This is a genomic window from Nocardioides sp. (genome assembly GCF_041393715.1).
In the GTDB taxonomy this organism is placed as follows: Bacteria; Actinomycetota; Actinomycetes; order Propionibacteriales; family Nocardioidaceae; genus Nocardioides.
Genome location: NZ_JAWKJQ010000013.1, coordinates 1 through 16790, shown reverse-complemented (window position 1 = coordinate 16790; position 16790 = coordinate 1). Strand labels below are relative to the sequence as shown.

General features: G+C 75.4%; 20 protein-coding genes. 18 read left to right on the top strand and 2 right to left on the bottom strand.

Annotated elements, in window-relative coordinates; all coding sequences use genetic code 11:
* Positions 1 to 37 precede the first annotated feature (37 nt).
* The 7 genes from R2740_RS17065 to R2740_RS17035 all read left to right on the top strand — a co-directional run bounded on the left by R2740_RS17065 (position 38) and on the right by R2740_RS17035 (position 5442).
* The gene (locus R2740_RS17065) at positions 38 to 724 is read left to right on the top strand and encodes a hypothetical protein (protein ID WP_371303898.1); all 687 of its coding nucleotides are present in this window, start codon (positions 38 to 40) and stop codon (positions 722 to 724) included.
* Positions 721 to 1524: an IclR family transcriptional regulator gene (locus R2740_RS17060; RefSeq protein WP_371303897.1), complete on the top strand. Its 804-nt coding sequence runs from the start codon at positions 721 to 723 to the stop codon at positions 1522 to 1524. The genes R2740_RS17065 and R2740_RS17060 overlap by 4 nt, the downstream gene beginning before the upstream one ends.
* Positions 1521 to 1919 (top strand): Rieske (2Fe-2S) protein, encoded by a 399-nt coding sequence (locus R2740_RS17055; protein WP_371303896.1) that lies wholly within the window; start codon positions 1521 to 1523, stop codon positions 1917 to 1919. Before R2740_RS17060 ends, R2740_RS17055 begins: the two co-directional genes overlap by 4 nt.
* A 98-nt stretch (positions 1920 to 2017) precedes the next feature.
* Positions 2018 to 2761: a class I SAM-dependent methyltransferase gene (locus tag R2740_RS17050; RefSeq protein ID WP_371303895.1), complete on the top strand. Its 744-nt coding sequence runs from the start codon at positions 2018 to 2020 to the stop codon at positions 2759 to 2761.
* A gap of 4 nt (positions 2762 to 2765) precedes the next feature.
* The gene (locus R2740_RS17045) at positions 2766 to 3329 is read left to right on the top strand and encodes a TetR/AcrR family transcriptional regulator (RefSeq protein ID WP_371303894.1); all 564 of its coding nucleotides are present in this window, start codon (positions 2766 to 2768) and stop codon (positions 3327 to 3329) included.
* A 20-nt stretch (positions 3330 to 3349) separates the two neighbouring features.
* The gene (locus R2740_RS17040; protein ID WP_371303893.1) at positions 3350 to 4651 is read left to right on the top strand and encodes a hypothetical protein; all 1302 of its coding nucleotides are present in this window, start codon (positions 3350 to 3352) and stop codon (positions 4649 to 4651) included.
* Entirely contained in the window at positions 4648 to 5442 is a 795-nt protein-coding gene (locus tag R2740_RS17035; RefSeq protein WP_371303892.1) for a GNAT family N-acetyltransferase, read from the top strand. Before R2740_RS17040 ends, R2740_RS17035 begins: the two co-directional genes overlap by 4 nt.
* A gap of 48 nt (positions 5443 to 5490) precedes the next feature.
* On the opposite strand, the gene R2740_RS17030 is transcribed toward R2740_RS17035, so the two are convergent.
* A complete protein-coding gene (locus tag R2740_RS17030) occupies positions 5491 to 6045 on the bottom strand; it encodes a hypothetical protein (RefSeq protein ID WP_371303891.1) in 555 nt (184 codons plus the stop codon).
* A gap of 123 nt (positions 6046 to 6168) precedes the next feature.
* Here R2740_RS17030 and R2740_RS17025 point away from each other — a divergent pair, with 123 nt between their 5' ends.
* The 11 genes from R2740_RS17025 (at position 6169) to R2740_RS16975 (ending at position 15951) form a co-directional block, all read left to right on the top strand.
* Positions 6169 to 7773, top strand: a complete 1605-nt coding sequence (locus R2740_RS17025; protein WP_371303890.1) for a DHA2 family efflux MFS transporter permease subunit — start codon at positions 6169 to 6171, stop codon at positions 7771 to 7773.
* 144 nt (positions 7774 to 7917) lie between these two features.
* The gene (locus tag R2740_RS17020; RefSeq protein ID WP_371303889.1) at positions 7918 to 8370 is read left to right on the top strand and encodes a hypothetical protein; all 453 of its coding nucleotides are present in this window, start codon (positions 7918 to 7920) and stop codon (positions 8368 to 8370) included.
* Positions 8367 to 9305, top strand: coding sequence for a hypothetical protein (locus R2740_RS17015; protein ID WP_371303888.1), 939 nt, complete (start codon positions 8367 to 8369; stop codon positions 9303 to 9305). The genes R2740_RS17020 and R2740_RS17015 overlap by 4 nt, the downstream gene beginning before the upstream one ends.
* Positions 9289 to 9690 (top strand): hypothetical protein, encoded by a 402-nt coding sequence (locus R2740_RS17010; protein ID WP_371303887.1) that lies wholly within the window; start codon positions 9289 to 9291, stop codon positions 9688 to 9690. The genes R2740_RS17015 and R2740_RS17010 overlap by 17 nt, the downstream gene beginning before the upstream one ends.
* Positions 9691 to 9741: 51 nt before the next feature.
* On the top strand, positions 9742 to 10671 hold the full coding sequence (locus R2740_RS17005) for a V-type ATPase 116kDa subunit family protein (RefSeq protein WP_371303886.1): 930 nt from the start codon (positions 9742 to 9744) through the stop codon (positions 10669 to 10671).
* Positions 10668 to 11039, top strand: coding sequence for an ATP synthase subunit C (locus R2740_RS17000; protein WP_371303885.1), 372 nt, complete (start codon positions 10668 to 10670; stop codon positions 11037 to 11039). The genes R2740_RS17005 and R2740_RS17000 overlap by 4 nt, the downstream gene beginning before the upstream one ends.
* Before the next feature lie 5 nt (positions 11040 to 11044).
* Positions 11045 to 11263, top strand: a complete 219-nt coding sequence (locus R2740_RS16995) for a V-type ATP synthase subunit F (protein WP_371303884.1) — start codon at positions 11045 to 11047, stop codon at positions 11261 to 11263.
* A complete protein-coding gene (locus tag R2740_RS16990) occupies positions 11260 to 11793 on the top strand; it encodes a V-type ATP synthase subunit E family protein (RefSeq protein WP_371303883.1) in 534 nt (177 codons plus the stop codon). Before R2740_RS16995 ends, R2740_RS16990 begins: the two co-directional genes overlap by 4 nt.
* On the top strand, positions 11790 to 14957 hold the full coding sequence (locus tag R2740_RS16985; RefSeq protein ID WP_371303882.1) for a V-type ATP synthase subunit B: 3168 nt from the start codon (positions 11790 to 11792) through the stop codon (positions 14955 to 14957). The genes R2740_RS16990 and R2740_RS16985 overlap by 4 nt, the downstream gene beginning before the upstream one ends.
* The gene (locus tag R2740_RS16980) at positions 14954 to 15565 is read left to right on the top strand and encodes a V-type ATP synthase subunit D (protein ID WP_371303881.1); all 612 of its coding nucleotides are present in this window, start codon (positions 14954 to 14956) and stop codon (positions 15563 to 15565) included. Before R2740_RS16985 ends, R2740_RS16980 begins: the two co-directional genes overlap by 4 nt.
* Positions 15562 to 15951, top strand: coding sequence for a universal stress protein (locus R2740_RS16975; RefSeq protein ID WP_371303880.1), 390 nt, complete (start codon positions 15562 to 15564; stop codon positions 15949 to 15951). The genes R2740_RS16980 and R2740_RS16975 overlap by 4 nt, the downstream gene beginning before the upstream one ends.
* Before the next feature lie 21 nt (positions 15952 to 15972).
* Here the strand turns inward: R2740_RS16975 and R2740_RS16970 are convergent, their stop codons facing one another.
* Positions 15973 to 16731, bottom strand: a complete 759-nt coding sequence (locus R2740_RS16970) for a 2-phosphosulfolactate phosphatase (RefSeq protein ID WP_371303879.1) — start codon at positions 16729 to 16731, stop codon at positions 15973 to 15975.
* Positions 16732 to 16790 lie beyond the last annotated feature (59 nt).

Sequence of the window (16790 nt, the reverse complement as noted above, 5' to 3'; positions counted from 1 at the left end):
ACCCCTATGCGGGACACTAGTCCGTAGCCTGGGTCACATGACCGGAGACACAGTCGGCGCGGACGACGACTGGCCGGCCGCCGGGCCAGAGGCCATGCGCGACCGGCTGGCCGACTACGTCGGCGCCCTGCACCGCGCCTACCTCGGCCAGGCCGAGCTGCTGGCGCCGGCCGAGCGCGCGGCGATGCCGCTGGTCGGCGCCGCGCAGGTCACCGTGGCCGTCGCCGCCACGCGGGAGCTGCACCTGGTCGCGACGACCGACCCGCTGCCCCCGCCCCGTGGACCGGAGGTGGAGATCGGCGACCACGAGGCCGGCGTCTCCTGGACGGTGCGCTTCTTCGACGCCACGATCCTGCCCGAGCTGGGGCTGCTGGCCGCGGAGGACCCCCCGGCCGTACGCCGGGTGCTGGGCATCGCCGAGGTGGTCTACCACCTCTCGGTCTCGCCCGGAGGCGGCCTGAGCGGTCACCACGCGCAGCACGCCGGCGTCGCTCTCGCCAACCGGCATGCCGCCGCCGTCCGCGACGGGCAGGCGATCCGGCATGCGTTCCCGGGGCGCGAGGCGCTCGTCGACGAGTTCGTGGTCGCGGAGCGGGTCGGCCTGAGGCATGCCGCCCGCCTGCTCGCCGCCGAGATCGCCCCGTCGCTCTCGGCGGCGGAGCTGGCCGGGGACGCCGAGGAACTGCGGCGGGCTCTGCTGACCGCCGGGCGGAGCCGGCGATGACGCGCGTGCCCGGCAGCACCCAGACGCTGGCCAGCGTGGCCACCGCGGCGCGGGTGCTGCGTGAGTTCGGCAAGGGCGACACCCAGCTCGGCGTCAGCGAGCTCGCCCGGCGGATCGGCGTCGGCAAGAGCACCTCCCACCGCGTGGTGTGGACGCTCGTCCAGGAACAGCTGCTCGAGAAGGTCGAGGACACCGGCCTGTTCCGGCTGACCCCGACGATGCGCAACCTCGGGATCTCCGCGGAGACCGCGCTGTCGCTGCACCAGGCGGCCACCGGACCACTCGACCAGCTGCGGACGATCACCGACCACACCCTGCACGTCGCGATCCTCGACGGCACCGACGTGCTCTACGTCGAACGCCGCGAGAGCCCCACCACGATGGCGGTGTTCAGCCGGGTCGGCGGCCGCAACGCGGCGTACCTCACCTCCACGGGGAAGGTGCTCCTCGCCTACCTCGATGCCGACGAGCAGGAGCGGCTGCTCACCTCGATGCGGCTCACCCGCCGCACCGCCCACACCATCACCTCCAAGACGGCGCTGCGGGCCGAGCTGGACCAGGTGCGCCGGCAGGGCTACGGCGTCAACGTGCAGGAGTCGGAGGCCGGCATGGTCTCGCTCGCCGCCCCGATCCGCGGGCGCACCGGCCGGGTGGTCGCCGCGGTCTCGGTCGCGGGCCACATCAGCAACAACGACGCGGAGCCGATCCGGCGGTTGGCCCGGCCCGTGATGGAGACCGCGGGGCGGATCAGCCACAACCTCGGCTGGCGTCGTCCTGGCCACGGGATGGACTCCCGGTGAGCGCACCCGAGGAGTGGACGCGCATCTGCCTGGCGTCGGACGTGCCGGTCGAGACGCCGCTGGGCGTCGAGCTCCGCGGCGCGGACGAGACCGGCCGGGTGTGCGTGGTGCGGCTGCCCGACGGCGGCTTCCAGGCCATGCTCGACCGCTGCCCCCACCGCGACATCCGGCTGTCCGGCGGCGTCGTCCGCGACGGGCTGCTCACCTGCCCCGGCCACTTCTGGCGCTTCGACCTCAGCGACGGGCACCGCACCGACGAGCCCGCCCAGGTCTGCACGTTCCACCCCACCACCGTCGACGACGACGGCTGGGTGTGCGCTCGGCTCCCCGAGCCCGCCCCGGCCGTGGGGATGCGGGAGTGGCTGCTGCAGCAGGCCCGCCGGCGTGCCGACTGAGGCCGGCGGACCCGGGCGGGGTCGTGTGTCCCCTCCCGCGGGGACGACGACGGCTGGGACACACGACCCGGGCGGCGGGGCAGTGGGATGCTGGGGACATGGGTGACGCAGCCGGGGGTCACACCGGACACGGGCACGGGCCTCGGGGCGGGCACGACCACGGGCACGACCATGGCGGGCATGCCCACGACCAGGGCGTGCGCGGGGCGCTGAGATACCTCCGCCTGCTGCCGCGGCTGTGGCGCTCGGAGGTCAACGACGCCGTGGTGGCGCGGATCGCCCCGCGGCGCGGTGAGCGCGTCGTCGACATCGGGGCGGGGATGGGGGCCGGCGCGGTGGCGGCGGCGGTCACGGGCGCCACCGTCGTGGCGGTGGAGCCGACGCCGTTCATGCGGGGACTGCTGCGCTCCCGGTTGACCGCCGGCCGGCTGACCGGGTCGCTTCCGGGACGGTCGCGGCCGGGTCGCATCGAGCTCGCCGCCGGCGCGGCGGAGCACCTGCCGCTCGCCGACGGGTCGGTCGACGCGATCTGGGCGGTCAACACCCTGCACCACTGGAACGACCTGGAGCGCGGGGTGGCCGAGATCGGCCGGGTGCTGGCGCCCGGCGGCCGGGTGCTGCTGGTCGACGAGGTGTTCTCCGACCCCCGGCACCCGGAGTGCGAGCGGTTCGGAGGCGGGGGCGGCCACCACGACTTCCTGGAGGTGGAGGCACCCCGGCTCGCCGACCTGCTGCGGGCCGCCGGCCTCGAGGAGGTCGACGACGCGGTCGACGAGCTGGCCGGGCGGCCGGTGCTGGCGGTGTCGGGGCACGCGCCGGCAGGTGAACGCCGGATAACCTGACCCGGTGAGCCGACGTACCCAGATCCTCGCGACGGCGGCCGACCTGTTCGCCGCCCGCGGCTTCCACGGAGTCTCCGTGGCCGACCTGGGCGCCGCCTGCGGGATCTCCGGACCGGCGATCTACAAGCACTTCGTGGCCAAAGAGGCGATCCTCGCGGAGATGCTGGTCTCCATCAGCGAGGAGCTCCTCGCCGAGGGCGAACGACGGGTCGCCGGAGCCGCCGACCCACGGGCGGCGGTCGCCGCGCTGGTCGACTGGCACGTCGACTTCGCGCTCCGGCAGCGGTCGCTGATCGTGGTGCAGGACCGCGACTGGGAGTCGCTGCCCGACGACGCGCGCGAGAAGGTCCGCGACCTGCAGCGCCGCTACGTCGACCTGTGGGCCGACCAGCTGCGGGGGCTCGACCCGACGCTCACCCGTGACCGCTCCCGGGCGATGGCGCACGTGGCCTTCGGGCTGATCAACTCCACCCCCCACAGCGGGCTGCTGCCCGACGAGGAGATGCGCTCGGTCCTCACCCAGATGGCCGGCGCGGCGCTCCGCCTCAATCCCCCACGCGAGGCCTGATCCAGACCTAGAGTCGGACCATGCCTGTCGTCCGCCCCCGACGTCTCGTTCCGACCGCCATCACCTGGGCGGCCGGCGCGTTGGTCCTCGGTCTGGCGGTCGGCGCCGCGGGGCCGGCGGCAGCCGACGACTGGTCGCCGCCCACCGTCCTGGACGCCAGCGGCTCGACGTCCGCCGTCCTCACCACCGACGGCCTCGTCGTGGCCGGCTGGTCCTCGCAGCGGGGGGGCTCGACGAAGGCCTACGCCTCCGTCCACGAGAACGGCGGCTGGTCGAGCCCGCTGCCGCTGGGCGGTGCCGGCACCCAGTCCCGCCCCGACTTCGCGCGCAACGCCGACGGCTCCGTGACCGCGGTGTGGACCGAGAGCCACCCGCTGCGCGGCGCGGCCCGGGTGCTGACCTCGACCTATGCCGACGGCGACTGGTCGGTCCCGACCGAGATCTGGCAGGGGCGCGACGCGATGTCGCCGCGGATCGCTGCGAACGCCACCGGCGACCAGGTGGTCGCCTGGGTCGGCGGCCGCCCGGCCGCCGCGCGCACCGACGCCCGGCGCGCTTCGGGCTATGCCGTCCGGGTGATGCTGCGCCCGGCGGGGGGCACCTGGGGCCCGGCCACCCGCCTCGACGACGGCACCCGGACGGTCCGTGGCGCGTTCTCGGTCGGCATCGACGACGCCGGCCGCGCCCTGGTCGCCTGGGCCCAGGTGCAGGACGGGCCCGACCAGATCCTCGCCCGCCGCTTCGACGGAGCCGCGTGGACGCCCGAGCAGCGCGTCGGTCCCCTCGGGACCGGTGCCGGACAGGTCGTCGTCGCACCGGACGGACGCGCGGCCGCCGTCTCTGTCGCGCACACGGTCCGAGGGGACCGGGCGCGAGCCAGGCTGATGCGTGCCGACGGGACCTGGACCGGGGCGGTGGTCCTCGACCAGCGGGCCGGCGTGGTCCACAACGCCGACCCGTCGGTCTCACTGAGCCCCGACGGCTGGACGGCGGTCTTCACCGCCGGGCCGCGCACGATCGGGGTCCGCGAGCAGGTCGACGGTCGCTGGCAGCCCAGCGGTCGCCTGCACGCCACCCACGGCACCGCCTCCGGCCCCCGGCTGCTCGTCCGCTCCGGGGCCGGGGACCTGCTGGCCTGGACCGAGCCGTCCGCCGACGGGCCCAGCCTCCGCACCACCGTCCGCTCGGGCAACGGGTGGACCGCCGTCGACGACCTCGGGCCGAGCGATCTCGGCACGCTCGTGGCCGACAGCCTCGACGGCGGCGCGGTGCTGACCTGGGTGTCGCACGGCCGCACCAGCGCCGCGGTGTCCGGACCGTGACACCGCTGCGATCGCCCGGGTTCGCCACCGACCTGGCCCTGCTGCGCCTGTCCGGCGCGGAGTTCGAGGACCGCGACGACCATGTCGTGGTCCGCAGCCCCGCCAACCCGACGTACCACTGGGGCAACTGCGTCTATCTCCGTCGCGCTCCCGAGCGCGGCTCGCTGGGCGGTTGGCTCGACGTCTTCCGGGCCGCGCATCCGGACGCCGGGCACGTCGCGATCGGGATCGACGACCCGGACGCCGACCCCGACCCCGACGAAGCGGCCGGGCTCGGCCTCGAGATCGAGCGCGACATGGTGCTCACGGCCGCCGCGCTCCACTCGGGACCGGCACCGGAGGGCTACCGACTCGTCCGCGCCGAGGTCGACGACGACGCGCTGTGGGGTCGGCTCGTGGAGCTCGAGATGACCGACGGCATCGTCGGCACCCCCGAGTCGCACCGGGTGTTCGTCACCCGGCGGCTCGACGCCACGCGCGCCCTGGCCGCGGCCGGGCACGGCACCTGGTGCGCCGCCCTGACCTCCGACGACACCCCGGTGGCCTCGCTCGGGATCTACGCCGTCGGCGGCGGCCGCGCCCGCTACCAGTCCGTCCTCACCCATCCCGACCACCGCCGCCGCGGCCTGGCCGGGGCGCTGGTCCGCTTCGCCGGGGAGTACGCCGGCTCCGCGCTGGCCGCCCGCGAGCTGGTGATCGTCGCCGACGCCACCGGCCCGGCCATCGCCCTCTACCGACGGGCCGGCCTCGCCGACCACACCCCCCAGGTGTCGCTCTACCACCCCGGCTGACCCACCCGAGGCGTCGCAGACGGGGCGGTCAGGCGTCGCAGACGGCGGTCACCCGCGCTCGGACGCCTCCACGACGGGGACCCGGACCACGCCGCGCAGCGCCCGGTCGAGGTCGAGCAGCGTGGCCGCCGCGGCGACGGCGTCGAGGCGCTCCAGGACCTGCTCGCTTTCGAGCCGGTCCTGGTCGTAGGCGTGGCGCAGCCACCGCTGGGCCCACCCCCGCCACGCGTCGTCGACCGGCGCGCGCACCCCCGCGGCGACGGCGGCCGCCTCGCCGGGCAGCTCCGGGCCTGCGGGCCCGTCCTGGCCCGCGGCTTGGACCGCGGTCGGTCCCGCGGAGACCCGCTGGGCGGCGGAGGTCAGCGACACGGACGGCGGCTCCGGGTCGGGGAACACGCCGTACAGGAGGCCGGCGCCGGTGATGCGCCAGGTCGTCTCACCGGCGAGCTCGATCCGCGACGCCAGCCCGGCGGCCTCGGCCGACGCCAGCTCGACCCCCACCGCCGCCTCCGGCAGCCCGGTGTCGGCCGCCAGCTTGTCCTGGCTGGCCAGGCCCGAGCCGAGCGCGGCCAGGACCCGGCTCCGAGCGGATGACTCGTCCACGCCCACCTCCTGTGTGTCAGCGCATTGTCGCGCCCGTGGGGGCCCACCGCAGCCGAAACCGCGGGACCTCCGCCGCTTGTGAAATGGTTCGCAACCTCGAGGGCGCTTCCCTAGTCTGTGTCGGTGACCGACAATCCCACCCTGCCCGCCGGCGACCCCGGCGCGCCCCCCACCGCCACCCGCTCCGACGACAAGCTCGACCGCGGCGTCCTGGTCGTCGCCGGTGTCGTCGTCCTCGGCGCGATCATGTCGATCCTCGACATCACCGTGGTGACCATCGCGATGGAGAACTTCCGCGAGGTCTTCGACGCCACGCCCGCCGAGGTCGCCTGGACGATGACCGGCTACACCCTGGCTCTGGCCTCGGTGATCCCGCTGACCGGCTGGGCCGCCGACCGGTTCGGCACCAAGCGCCTCTACCTCCTCGCCGTCGCCCTGTTCACCGCAGGGTCGGTGCTCTGCGCCACCGCCACCTCGATCGAGATGCTGGTGCTGTTCCGGGTCCTCCAGGGCCTCGGCGGCGGCATGCTGATGCCGCTCGGCATGACGATCCTCACCCGCGCCGCGGGCCCGGACCGGGTCGGTCGGGTGATGGCCGTGCTCGGTGTGCCGATGCTGCTCGGCCCGATCTTCGGCCCGATCCTCGGCGGCTGGCTGATCCAGATCGCCAGCTGGCACTGGATCTTCCTGATCAACCTGCCGATCGGCATCGCGGCGCTGGTCTACGCCTACCTCGCCCTCCCGAAGGACTCCCCGCAGCCGTCGGAGACCTTCGACTGGATCGGCATGGTCCTGCTGTCCCCCGGCCTCGCGGCGTTCTTGTACGGCGTCAGCTCGATCCCCGAGCACGGCGGCATCGGCCACCGCGAGGTGCTGCTCCCGGCGGTCATCGGGCTGGTGCTGATCGTGGCCTTCGTCGCCCGGGCGATGTGGGACGAGATCGCGCACCCCCTGGTCGACCTGCACCTGCTGCAGAACAAGCAGATGGCGACCGCCGTCATCGCGATGTCGTTGTTCGCCGTGGCGTTCTTCGGCGCCAGCCTGCTCTTCGCGCAGTACTTCATCGCCGTCCGCGGCGAGGGCACGCTCAAGACCGGCTGGCTGCTCGCACCGCAGGGCTTCGGCGCGATGATCACGATGCCGATCGCCGGCGCGCTCGTCGACCGGATCGGGCCCGGCAAGATCGTGCTGACCGGCGTCACCCTGATCACCGCAGGCATGGCGGCGTTCACCCAGGTGAGCACCGACACGTCCTACACCCTGCTGCTCGGCGCGCTCTTCGTGATGGGGCTCGGCATGGGCGCGACGATGATGCCGATCATGACCTCGGCGCTGCAGACGCTGAGCGACCACAACATCGCGCGGGGCTCGACCCTGATGAACATCGTGCAGCAGGTCGCCGCCTCCATCGGCACGGCGCTGTTCTCGGTGCTCCTCACCAACGGCTACAAGCAGAGCCCCGAGCTCGGCCTGGTCACCGCCGTCAAGCAGGCCGGCGACGACCAGGAGGCGGTGGCGGCCATCCTCGCCAAGGCCGGAGCGACGGCCGAGCAGCTGCCGGCCCTCGGCGCCCAGGCGCTCTCCGACGCCGCCGACGCGTTCGCCTCGTCGTTCGTGGTGGCCACCATCCTGGTGGCCTGCGTGTTGATCCCGGCCGCGTTCCTGCCCCGCAGGCGCGTGCAGCGCGACACCAACCCGGAGCACATGGCCGCCGGCCACCTGCACTGACGCCCGGTCGGCCCGGCGGCGGCGCACCAGCCGCCGGGCCGACTCGTTGGTCACACTCCCCTCGCCCCTCTGGTGAAGGCCTGACGGCCGGACCAGAATGGAGAAGGACGAGGTGATCCTGATGGCCTCTGGGATCGGCGCACCATGGCGTCGCGGCTGAGCGAGCTGCTCGAACGCATCCGCCCTGCGGGAGCCCCCGGGGCGGCGGAGGACCACACCACCCGACGGGCGGCGGGAGCCGCGGAGGAGTTGGCCGCGCTGCGTGCGGTACTGGCGACCGCGGAGGCGGAGGCCGCCGAGATCGTCGCGAACGCGACCACGGGCGCCGCCGCGCTCGAGGCCCGGGCCGACGCCCGAGCGCAGCAGCTGCGGGACGCGACGGCGGACCGGGCGGCCACGGCGGCCGCCCGCGCCGCGGCCGAGGCAGCCGGCCCCGACCCCGAGCTGGCCGAGATCCGTCGCCGCGCCACGGAGCGGACCGACCTGCTGCGCTCCCACGCCGAGTCGCGGGTCCCCGAGCTCGTCGCACAGGTCGTGGACGATCTCTGGCTGCTGGCCGCGGCACCCGGACCCGGCGAGGTCGGCGACCGGTCATGAGCGCGGGCTGGGTCGCCGCCACCGTGCGCGGGGCCGCCCTGATGCGCGGCGGCCTCGGGACCGGCGGCGCCCTCGAGGTGGCCGGGCTGCCGGCCTGGGAGCCGGCGCTGGCACGGCTCGCGGACGTCGTACCGCACGGGATGCCGGAGGGCGCCGACCGGGCCGTCGCTCGCCGGGCGGCGATGGAGTCGTGGCTCTGGCAGCTGCGGGTGCTGGCCGGCTGGCTGCCACCATCGGGCGCGCCGCTCGCACGCCTGGCCGCCGCCCCCGCGGAGATCGCCGCGCTCGAGGAGCACCGAGCGGGGATGGAGCGGTCACCACGGGCGGGCTCCGCACACCCGCCCCTCGACCTGGGCTCCCTCGGGTCCGTCTGGCCGCGCGCGGCCGTCTCGTCGACGCCCGAGCAGCTGCGCACCCTGCTGGCGACGTCGGTCTGGGGAGACCCCGGCGGCACCACCGAGGCCGAGCTCGCCCTCGCGCTCCGGCTCGGCTTCGCCGGGCGGTTGCGGTCACTCGGCGGCACCCTGGCCCGACCGTGGGCGGCGGGCGTCGCCGCCCTGCTGACCACCCGCGAGCAGCTCGTCTTCGGACGGTCGGTCAACCCGGCCTCCGCCGGCCGGGCCGACCGGTTGCTGGGCCACGGCTGGCGCGAGCCCGAGTCGATGGAGGCGCTGGCGGCCCGGCTGCCCTCCGACGCCCGCTGGGTGCTCGACGGGATCGAGGACGTCGCCCAGCTGTGGCTCGGCGAGGTGGCGCTGGTACGCCGGGTGGCCCGCGACGCCGGCGCCGTGGTGGCAGCCGGGCGCCGCGACCGGGACAGCGTGGTGGCCCAGCTGGCGCTGCTCCTGGTGGACCTGTGGCTCGTCGAGGTGGCGATCGAGAGCGCCGGACGCGGCGACGCCGGACGGGAGGTGCTCGATGCCTTCGCGGCGTGACTGGTGGCCGCTGGCCATGCAGCGGGTGGCCGTGGTGGCGCCCGAGAGTCGCTGGCGGACGACGCTCGTCACCGTCGCCGACGCCGGCTGCTTCGAGCCGGACCCGCCCCTCGACCCGCAGCCGAACCCGCTCCGAGGGCTGCTCGACGGGGTCGACACCACCGACGTCCGCGCCGAGCTGTTGCCCGAGGACCCCGACGCTCGGACCCTCGTCGGGAGCGACCCGGCCGCACTGCTCGGCGAGGTCTCGCTGGCCGACCAGCAGCACGCGAGCGCCGAGGCCGGGGCGTGCCGCGTGCTGCCCGGCTGGGTCGGCGCCGCCGACCGGGCCACGCTCCAGGAGCGGGTGGCTCCCGTCGGCGTCAGCATCGTGGATCTCCCGTGACGTCCCGGGCTGATCCCGCCCACCGCCCACCAGGGCGGGCCGAGCTCGTCGATGCGACCACTCGTGGCGACGTACGCCACGGTCCCCTATCGCGACGTCGACCCGACCTGGTTCGCCGCGGTCAGCTATCTGTTCATGTTCGGGATGATGTTCGGCGACGTGGCCCACGGACTGGCCATCGTCGCCGTCGGCCTCGCCGCACGCTACGGCCACGGACGGCTCGGGCGGCTGCGGGCGGCCGCCCCGCTGCTGCTCGGCGCCGGGGCCTCCGCCACCGTCTTCGGCCTCCTGTACGGCGAGGCGTTCGGTCCCACCGGCCTGGTGCCCACGTGGTGGCTGCGCCCGCTCGAGGAGCCGGTGACGCTGCTGGTCGTGGGCGTCGCCGTCGGCGCCGTGCTGCTGTCGTTGACCACCGTGTTGTCGATCGTCAACCGGTGGCGTGAGCAGGGTGCCGCCCTGGCGTTCTTCGACGCCAGCGCCGTCCCGGGCGCCCTGCTCCTGCTCGCCGTCGGCAGCATCGTGCTGGCCTCCGCCACCGGCGCCTCCTGGGCGTGGGTCTCGGCCGCGCTGCTCGCTGCCGCTGGTCTGACGCTGGTCTTCGTCGGCCTGCTGGTGCGGGCCGGTGGCCACGGCGGCGCCATCGCCGAGGCCAGCGTCGAGCTGTTCGACACGGTGCTGCGCCTGGGTTCCAACCTCATCTCGTTCGCCCGGCTGGCCGCCTTCGGGCTCACCCACGCGGTGATCACCACGGTCGTCTGGCAGGGCAGCACGGTGCTGTGGGGCCGCGGTGGCTGGCTCCTCGGCGCGGCCGCCGTGCTCTTCCTGGTGGGCAACGTCGTCGCCATCGCCCTCGGCGCGTTGGTCGCGGCCGTCCAGGCGCTGCGCCTGGAGTACTACGAGATCTTCTCCCGGCTGTTCACCGACTACGGCCGGCCCTTCCTCCCCTGGCACATCCCCACCCGACGAACGGAGACACCATGAGCACGCGAACCGCGCAGCGGACCATCGCCGCCTCCGCGGCCGTGATCTTCCTGCTCGCACTGGCGGTCCTCACCCTGGTGGCGATCGACGCGCTCTCGGCCGCGGCCGCGCCCGCCGCCCCCGCCGCGACCGCGGCCGCCGCCACGACCTCGGCGAACAGCGGCCTGGCCTTCCTGGGGGCCGGCATCGCCGTCGGCGCCTCGGCCATCGGCGCCGGCATCGCCGTGGCGTACGCCGGCTCCGCGGCGCTGGCGACGATGAGCGAGCAGCCGGCGCTCTTCGGCAGAGCGATGGTCGTGGTCGGCCTCGCCGAGGGCGTCGCGATCTACGGCCTCATCGTGGCGGTGCTGATCCTGGGCAACGTGTGAGCGCGATGGGCCAGGTCCTCGCCCTCGGTGATGCTCACGAGCTCGCAGGTTTCGTGCTCGTCGGGGCCTCCGTGGTGCCTGCCCGCACCCCCGACGAGATCCGCGCGGCGTGGGCGAGGCTCGGCGGCGGGGTCTCGCTGCTGATCACGACGGAGGCCGCGGCGGCCGTCCTCGACGAGGAGCTGCGGCACCGCGACGACCTGCTCACGGCGGTGCTGCCATGACCGTCGTCGACACGCTCCACACCCAGCTCGCGCCGGTGCGGCGGGCGCTCGGCGAGGATGCCGAGCGGCGGGCCACCGAGCTCCTCGACGAGGCCCGCAGTCGCGCCGACGCCACGGTCGCGAAGGCACAGGCGGAGTCCGACCAGGTGGTCGCGCGGGCCCGGGCCCGAGCGGTCGCCACGGCCCAGGCACAGCGGGAGCAGGCGCGTGCCGCCGCCCGGCGCGAGGTCCACCGCGAGACCCTGACGGCCGAGTCCGCCGTCCAGCGCGAGATCGTCGCGGCCGTGGTCGCGGCGGCCGAGGAGATGGCCGGCGACCCGCGCTACCCGCGGCTGCTCGACGGGCTCGAGGCACGGGCCCGCGACCAGCTCGGACCGGACGCCGTGGTGGTCCGCGACCCGGGGAGCCGGCCCGGCGTGGTGGCGACCGCCGGTGGGCGGCGCGTCGACTACCGGCTGGCGGCGCTGGCTCGGCGAGCCCTGGAGGCACAGGGGGACCTGCTCGCCCGGGTCCTGGAGCCGGCGCCATGACCGGAACGACGACCAGCGCCACCGGCAGGGTCCGCCGGATCAGCGGGCCGGTCGTGCACCTGACCGGCCTCGACTCCCCGACCCGACTCGAGTTCGTCGAGGTCGGCCACGACCGGCTCCCGGGCGAGATCATCTCGCTCAGCAGCGACGAGGCGGTCGCCCAGGTCTACGAGCACACCGGCGGCCTCCGGGTCGGCGAACCCGCCGTGGCCACCGGGCGCCCGCTCAGCGTGAACCTGGCTCCCGGCCTCCTCGGCGGGATCTACGACGGCCTGCTGCGGCCACTCAGCGGCGCCCCCGACTTCCTCTCGCGGCGCCGCGAGTCCGGGACGACCCCGGTCGCACATGCCTTCGTGCCGCGGGTCGAGGCCGGTGCCGAGGTCACCCCGGGAGCGGTGATCGGCGAGATCACCGGAGCCGCCGTACCCCACCTGGTGCTGGTGCCGCCGGGCGTCGCCGGGCGCGTCGAGTCGGTGGCCGGCAGCGGCACCCATCTCGAGAGCGAGGAGCTCGCTCGGGTGGCCGGGCGCGCGATCCGCGCCGGCCACGACTGGCCCGTACGCCGGCCGCGGCCGGCCGACCGGCTGGCGGAGACGCGGCCGTTCCACACCGGCCAGCGGGCCATCGACCTGCTCGACCCGATCAGCGCCGGCAGCAGCGCGACGGTCATCGGCGGCTTCGGCGAGGGCAAGACGATGCTGCTGGAGCAGGTGGCCAAGTGGGGCGACGCGGACGTGATCGTCTACGTCGGCTGCGGCGAGCGCGGCAACGAGCTGGCCGACCTGATCGACGAGCTCGGGCAGCTCAGCGACCCCCGGACCGGGCGCGGCCTGATCGAGCGGACCCTGATCCTGGCGAACACCTCGAACATGCCGGTGATGGCGCGCGAGGCCAGCATCTACACCGCGATGACCGTCGCGGAGTACTACCGCGACATGGGCCTGCACGCGGTGATCATCGCCGACTCGACCTCGCGCTGGGCGGAGGCCCGTCGAGAGCTGTCGAGCCGCACCGGAGCGGTGCCGGCCGAGCACGGCTACCCGCCCGACCTCCCCGCTTCGTTGGCCGCGTTCTACCAGCGCGCCGGACGGGTCGCGACGGCCGGCGGCGGGACCGGCGCGGTCACCATCGTCACCTCGGTCTCGCCGCCCGGCGGCGACGTCACCGAGCCGGTCTCCGCGCACACCCAGCGCTTCGTCCAGGCGGTGTGGGCACTCGATCGCGAGCTGGCCTACGCCCGGCACTACCCCGCGGTCAGCTGGCAGCGCTCCTTCTCCCGCGACGTCGACGCGATCGCCCGGTGGTACGCCGCCCACGGCGACCCCGACTGGGGGGTGCGCCGGGGCCGGCTGCTCGCCCTGCTCGCCGAGTCCGACCGGCTTCGCGGCATCGCCGACCTGGTGGGCGCAGCGCGATGCCCGCGGAAGAGCGGATCACCATGCTGGGCGGAGCTCGCGCGCGCCGCCGTACTCCAGCAGAGCGCGCTCAGCGAGCACGACGCGACCTACGACCCCGGCGAAGCAGGCGGCACTCCTGCAGGCGACCCTCGACGTCTACGACGCGGGTCTGGCGCTGGTCCGCGCGGGTGCCCCCGCGACGCTCGTCGAGGGGTTCGACCTCACGCCGCTGCTGCGCGCCAAGGACGACCTGGGGTCCGACGACGCCGCGGGCGTGTCCCGGCTGGCCGACCGGCTGGTGGCCGACCTGGGGGAGCTGGCGCCATGAGCGACCACGTCACCGAGCTCACCTCGCCGGTCGCCGTCACCGGCGTCCGACGCGTCGAGGGCCCGTTGCTGTTTGTCACCACCCCGGGCCGGGTCGGCTGGGACGAGCTCGTCACGGTGCCGCTCGCCGACGGCACCACGCGCCACGGCACCGTCATCGACGTCGACGACGACGTGGCGGTGATCGAGGTCTTCGAGGGCACCGACGGGCTCGGCGTCGACGGAACCACCGTGGAGTTCACCGGCTCGCCGCTGGAGATCCCGGTCACCGACCGGTGGCTGGGTCGGGTCTGCAACGGGCGGGGCGAGCCGCTCGACGGCGGCCCCCCGGTCACGGCCTCTCGTCGCGCCGCGGTCTCGGGCCAGGTCCTGAACCCCGCGCGCCGCGAGGTGCCGCGCGACCCGGTGCGGACCGGGGTCACCGCGATCGACGGGCTCACCACGCTGGTCCGCGGCCAGAAGCTGCCGATCTTCTCCGTCGGCGGGCTTCCCCACCTCGAGCTGGCCATCCAGATCGCCGCGCACGCGACCGTGGAGGGCGCCGACTTCCGGGTGGTGTTCGCCGGCATGGGCGTGACGAACGCCGACGCCGAGCTGGTCCGGGCCGGGCTGGAGGAGCGCGTGCAGCGCGGCCAGGCCGCCCTGTTCGTCAACACCGCCGACGACCCGCCCATGGAGCGGGTGCTCACGCCGCGGCTCGCCCTGACCGTGGCGGAGCACCTGGCCTTCGAGCACGGGCACCACGTGCTGGTGATCCTGACCGACATGACGGCCTACTGCGACGCCGTACGCCAGCTGGCGTCGGCCCGCGGCGAGGTCCCGAGCAGACAGGGCTACCCGGGCTACCTGTTCAGCGACCTGGCCAGCATCTATGAGCGCTGCGGGCGGCTGCGCGACCGGGCCGGCTCCATCACCGAGCTCCCGGTGCTCACCATGCCCGCCGGCGACATCACCCACCCGGTGCCGGACCTGACCGGCTACATCACCGAGGGGCAGATCGTGCTGTCGCCCGACGTGCACGCGCGCGGCGTCTCCCCGCCGATCGACGTGCTCTCGTCGCTGTCCCGGCTGATGCGCCGCGGGACCGGGCCCGGCCGCACCCGCGAGGACCACCAAGCCATCGCCGCCCAGGTGCTGGCGCTGCTGGCGGAGGCCCGCCAGGCCGAGCAGCTCGCCTCGCTGATCGGGCTGGAGGCGCTGTCGGTGACCGAGCAGCGCTACCTCGACCTGGCCCGGCTGTTCGACACCGAGGTGCTCGACCAGCCGCCCGACGACCCTCGCGCCATCGACGACTCCCTGGACCGGCTGTGGCGGGTGGCCGCCGTGCTGCCGCCGCGGGAGCTGACGGTGGTCTCCGCCGACCAGCGCGCCGCACACCTGCGACCGACGGTGGCCGCGAGCGAGGCGAGCGGGGCCGAGCACGACGGAGCGGCGCCATGAGCAGCCCTCCTCGCACCCGGGCCGACCGGCTCCACCTGCTGCACCGTGTCGACACCGCGCGGCGCGCCGCCACCCTGCTGCGCAGCAAGGAGGAGGCCCTCGAGCGCGAGCAGGACCGGGTCGCCGGTCACCTCGCGCGGGCCACGAGCGACTGGGCGGCCGCTCTGGGCACGGCGACCTCGTTGCTCGCTCGGGCCCGGGCGCTGGGCGCCAGCGGCGAGCTCGACCGGTGGGTCCGCACCCTTCCGGCCACCGCCACCGCCGCACCCACCTGGCAGGTGTCGATGGGCGTGTCCTACCCCACGGCGGTGGCCTGCACGCCCGGCCCGCGACCCGACCTCACCACGACCGCGGCGCTCGGCCCGGCCGCCGACGCCTACGCCGCGGCGCTGTCCGCCGCCGCCACCGCCGCCGGCGCCGCCCTGGCCCAGCGTCGACTCGACCGGGAGCTCGCCGAGACCCGTCGGCGTCGGCGGGCCGTCGAGGACCGGCTCCTGCCGGAGCTGGAGGACACCTGCCGCCGCCTGGAGCTGCACCTGGACGAGCTGGACCGCGAGGAGGCGCAGCGGGTGCGCACCGCGGTCCGGATCCGGGAGGGGGGACGATGATCGGACGGATCCTGCTGGCCGTCGACGACTCGGCTCCGGCCTTCGCGGCCGCCGACCTGGCGATCGAGCTGGCGCAGACGCTGACCGCCGAGCTGCGCGCGGTCACCGTCGCCGAGGAGGGGCACCTGCCGGACCGCGTGCTGGGCGCGGTCGCCTCCCGGGCCCGCCGAGCGGGCGTCCGGGTCGAGACGGTGACGCTCGCCGACGGGATGCCACCCTTCGAGCTGACGCTGGCGGAGGCCGACCGGTGGGGTGCCGACCTGGTCGTGATGGGCCGCTCCGACCAGCGCCGCCTCGGGCCGGCGTACGTCGGCAGCCAGACCAGCCGCCTCCTGGAGTTCGCCGAGATCCCGGTGCTCGTGGTCCCCGGCCCGGCACCGGGCTGACCCGGCCGAGGTCCCGCCCGGTCAACCCCTGGTGAAGCCGGCACCGGTGAGGACGGGCACCACCGGGGAGGCGTCGAGCTCGGCGGCGAGGCGGACGTCTTCGGCGAAGCCTCCGTCGACCAGCTCCAGGCCGGACGCGCACGCCGGGAGCAGCTCGGGCAGCCGCCCGGCCACGGAGCGGTACGCCGACGCCGCGAGCTCCGCCTCCGGGCTGAACCCCGCCACGCCCCGCTCCGCCAGCCCGGCCAGCACCGCGCCGGCTCCCCAGAGGTCCTCGACCGCCGGCCGCAAGGAGCCGTCGGGCCAGCGTTCACCGGCGGCGACCACCGCGAGGCCCTCGCCGGCCCGAGGCGCCAGCCAGTCGGCCACCGCGGCGGCGTTGCGCAGGCAGGCGGCCACCACGCTCGCCCCGGAGTCGGCCAGTCCGAGCGAGATCGTCGACCCGTTGGGCGAGGGCAGCACCAGCCGCTCGACCCCGGCGAGTCCGACCAGGCTCGCCGGCGACAGGCTCGGGGTGCCCTGGGCGAGCACCGCGCGGCGGCCGCCGGCCAGGGCGGCGTCGTGCGCCGCGGCGTACTCCTCGGCGGAGGGGTCACGCCACCGATAGGGCAGCACCGTGGCCCCGCGCTCCACCGCCAGCGTCACCGACGTGGTGAAGGACAGCACGTCCACGACCACCGCCACCCCGCAGCCGGGAGCGATCGCGGCAGCGCCCACCGGTCCCCACTCGAGCCGGACGGTGTGGGCACGTTGCCGATGCGACGGGTGTGGGTCGGGCACCGGCCCACGCTAGCCGTCCGCGACGCCTCACCGCGCCGTCTGCGACGCCTCACCGCGCC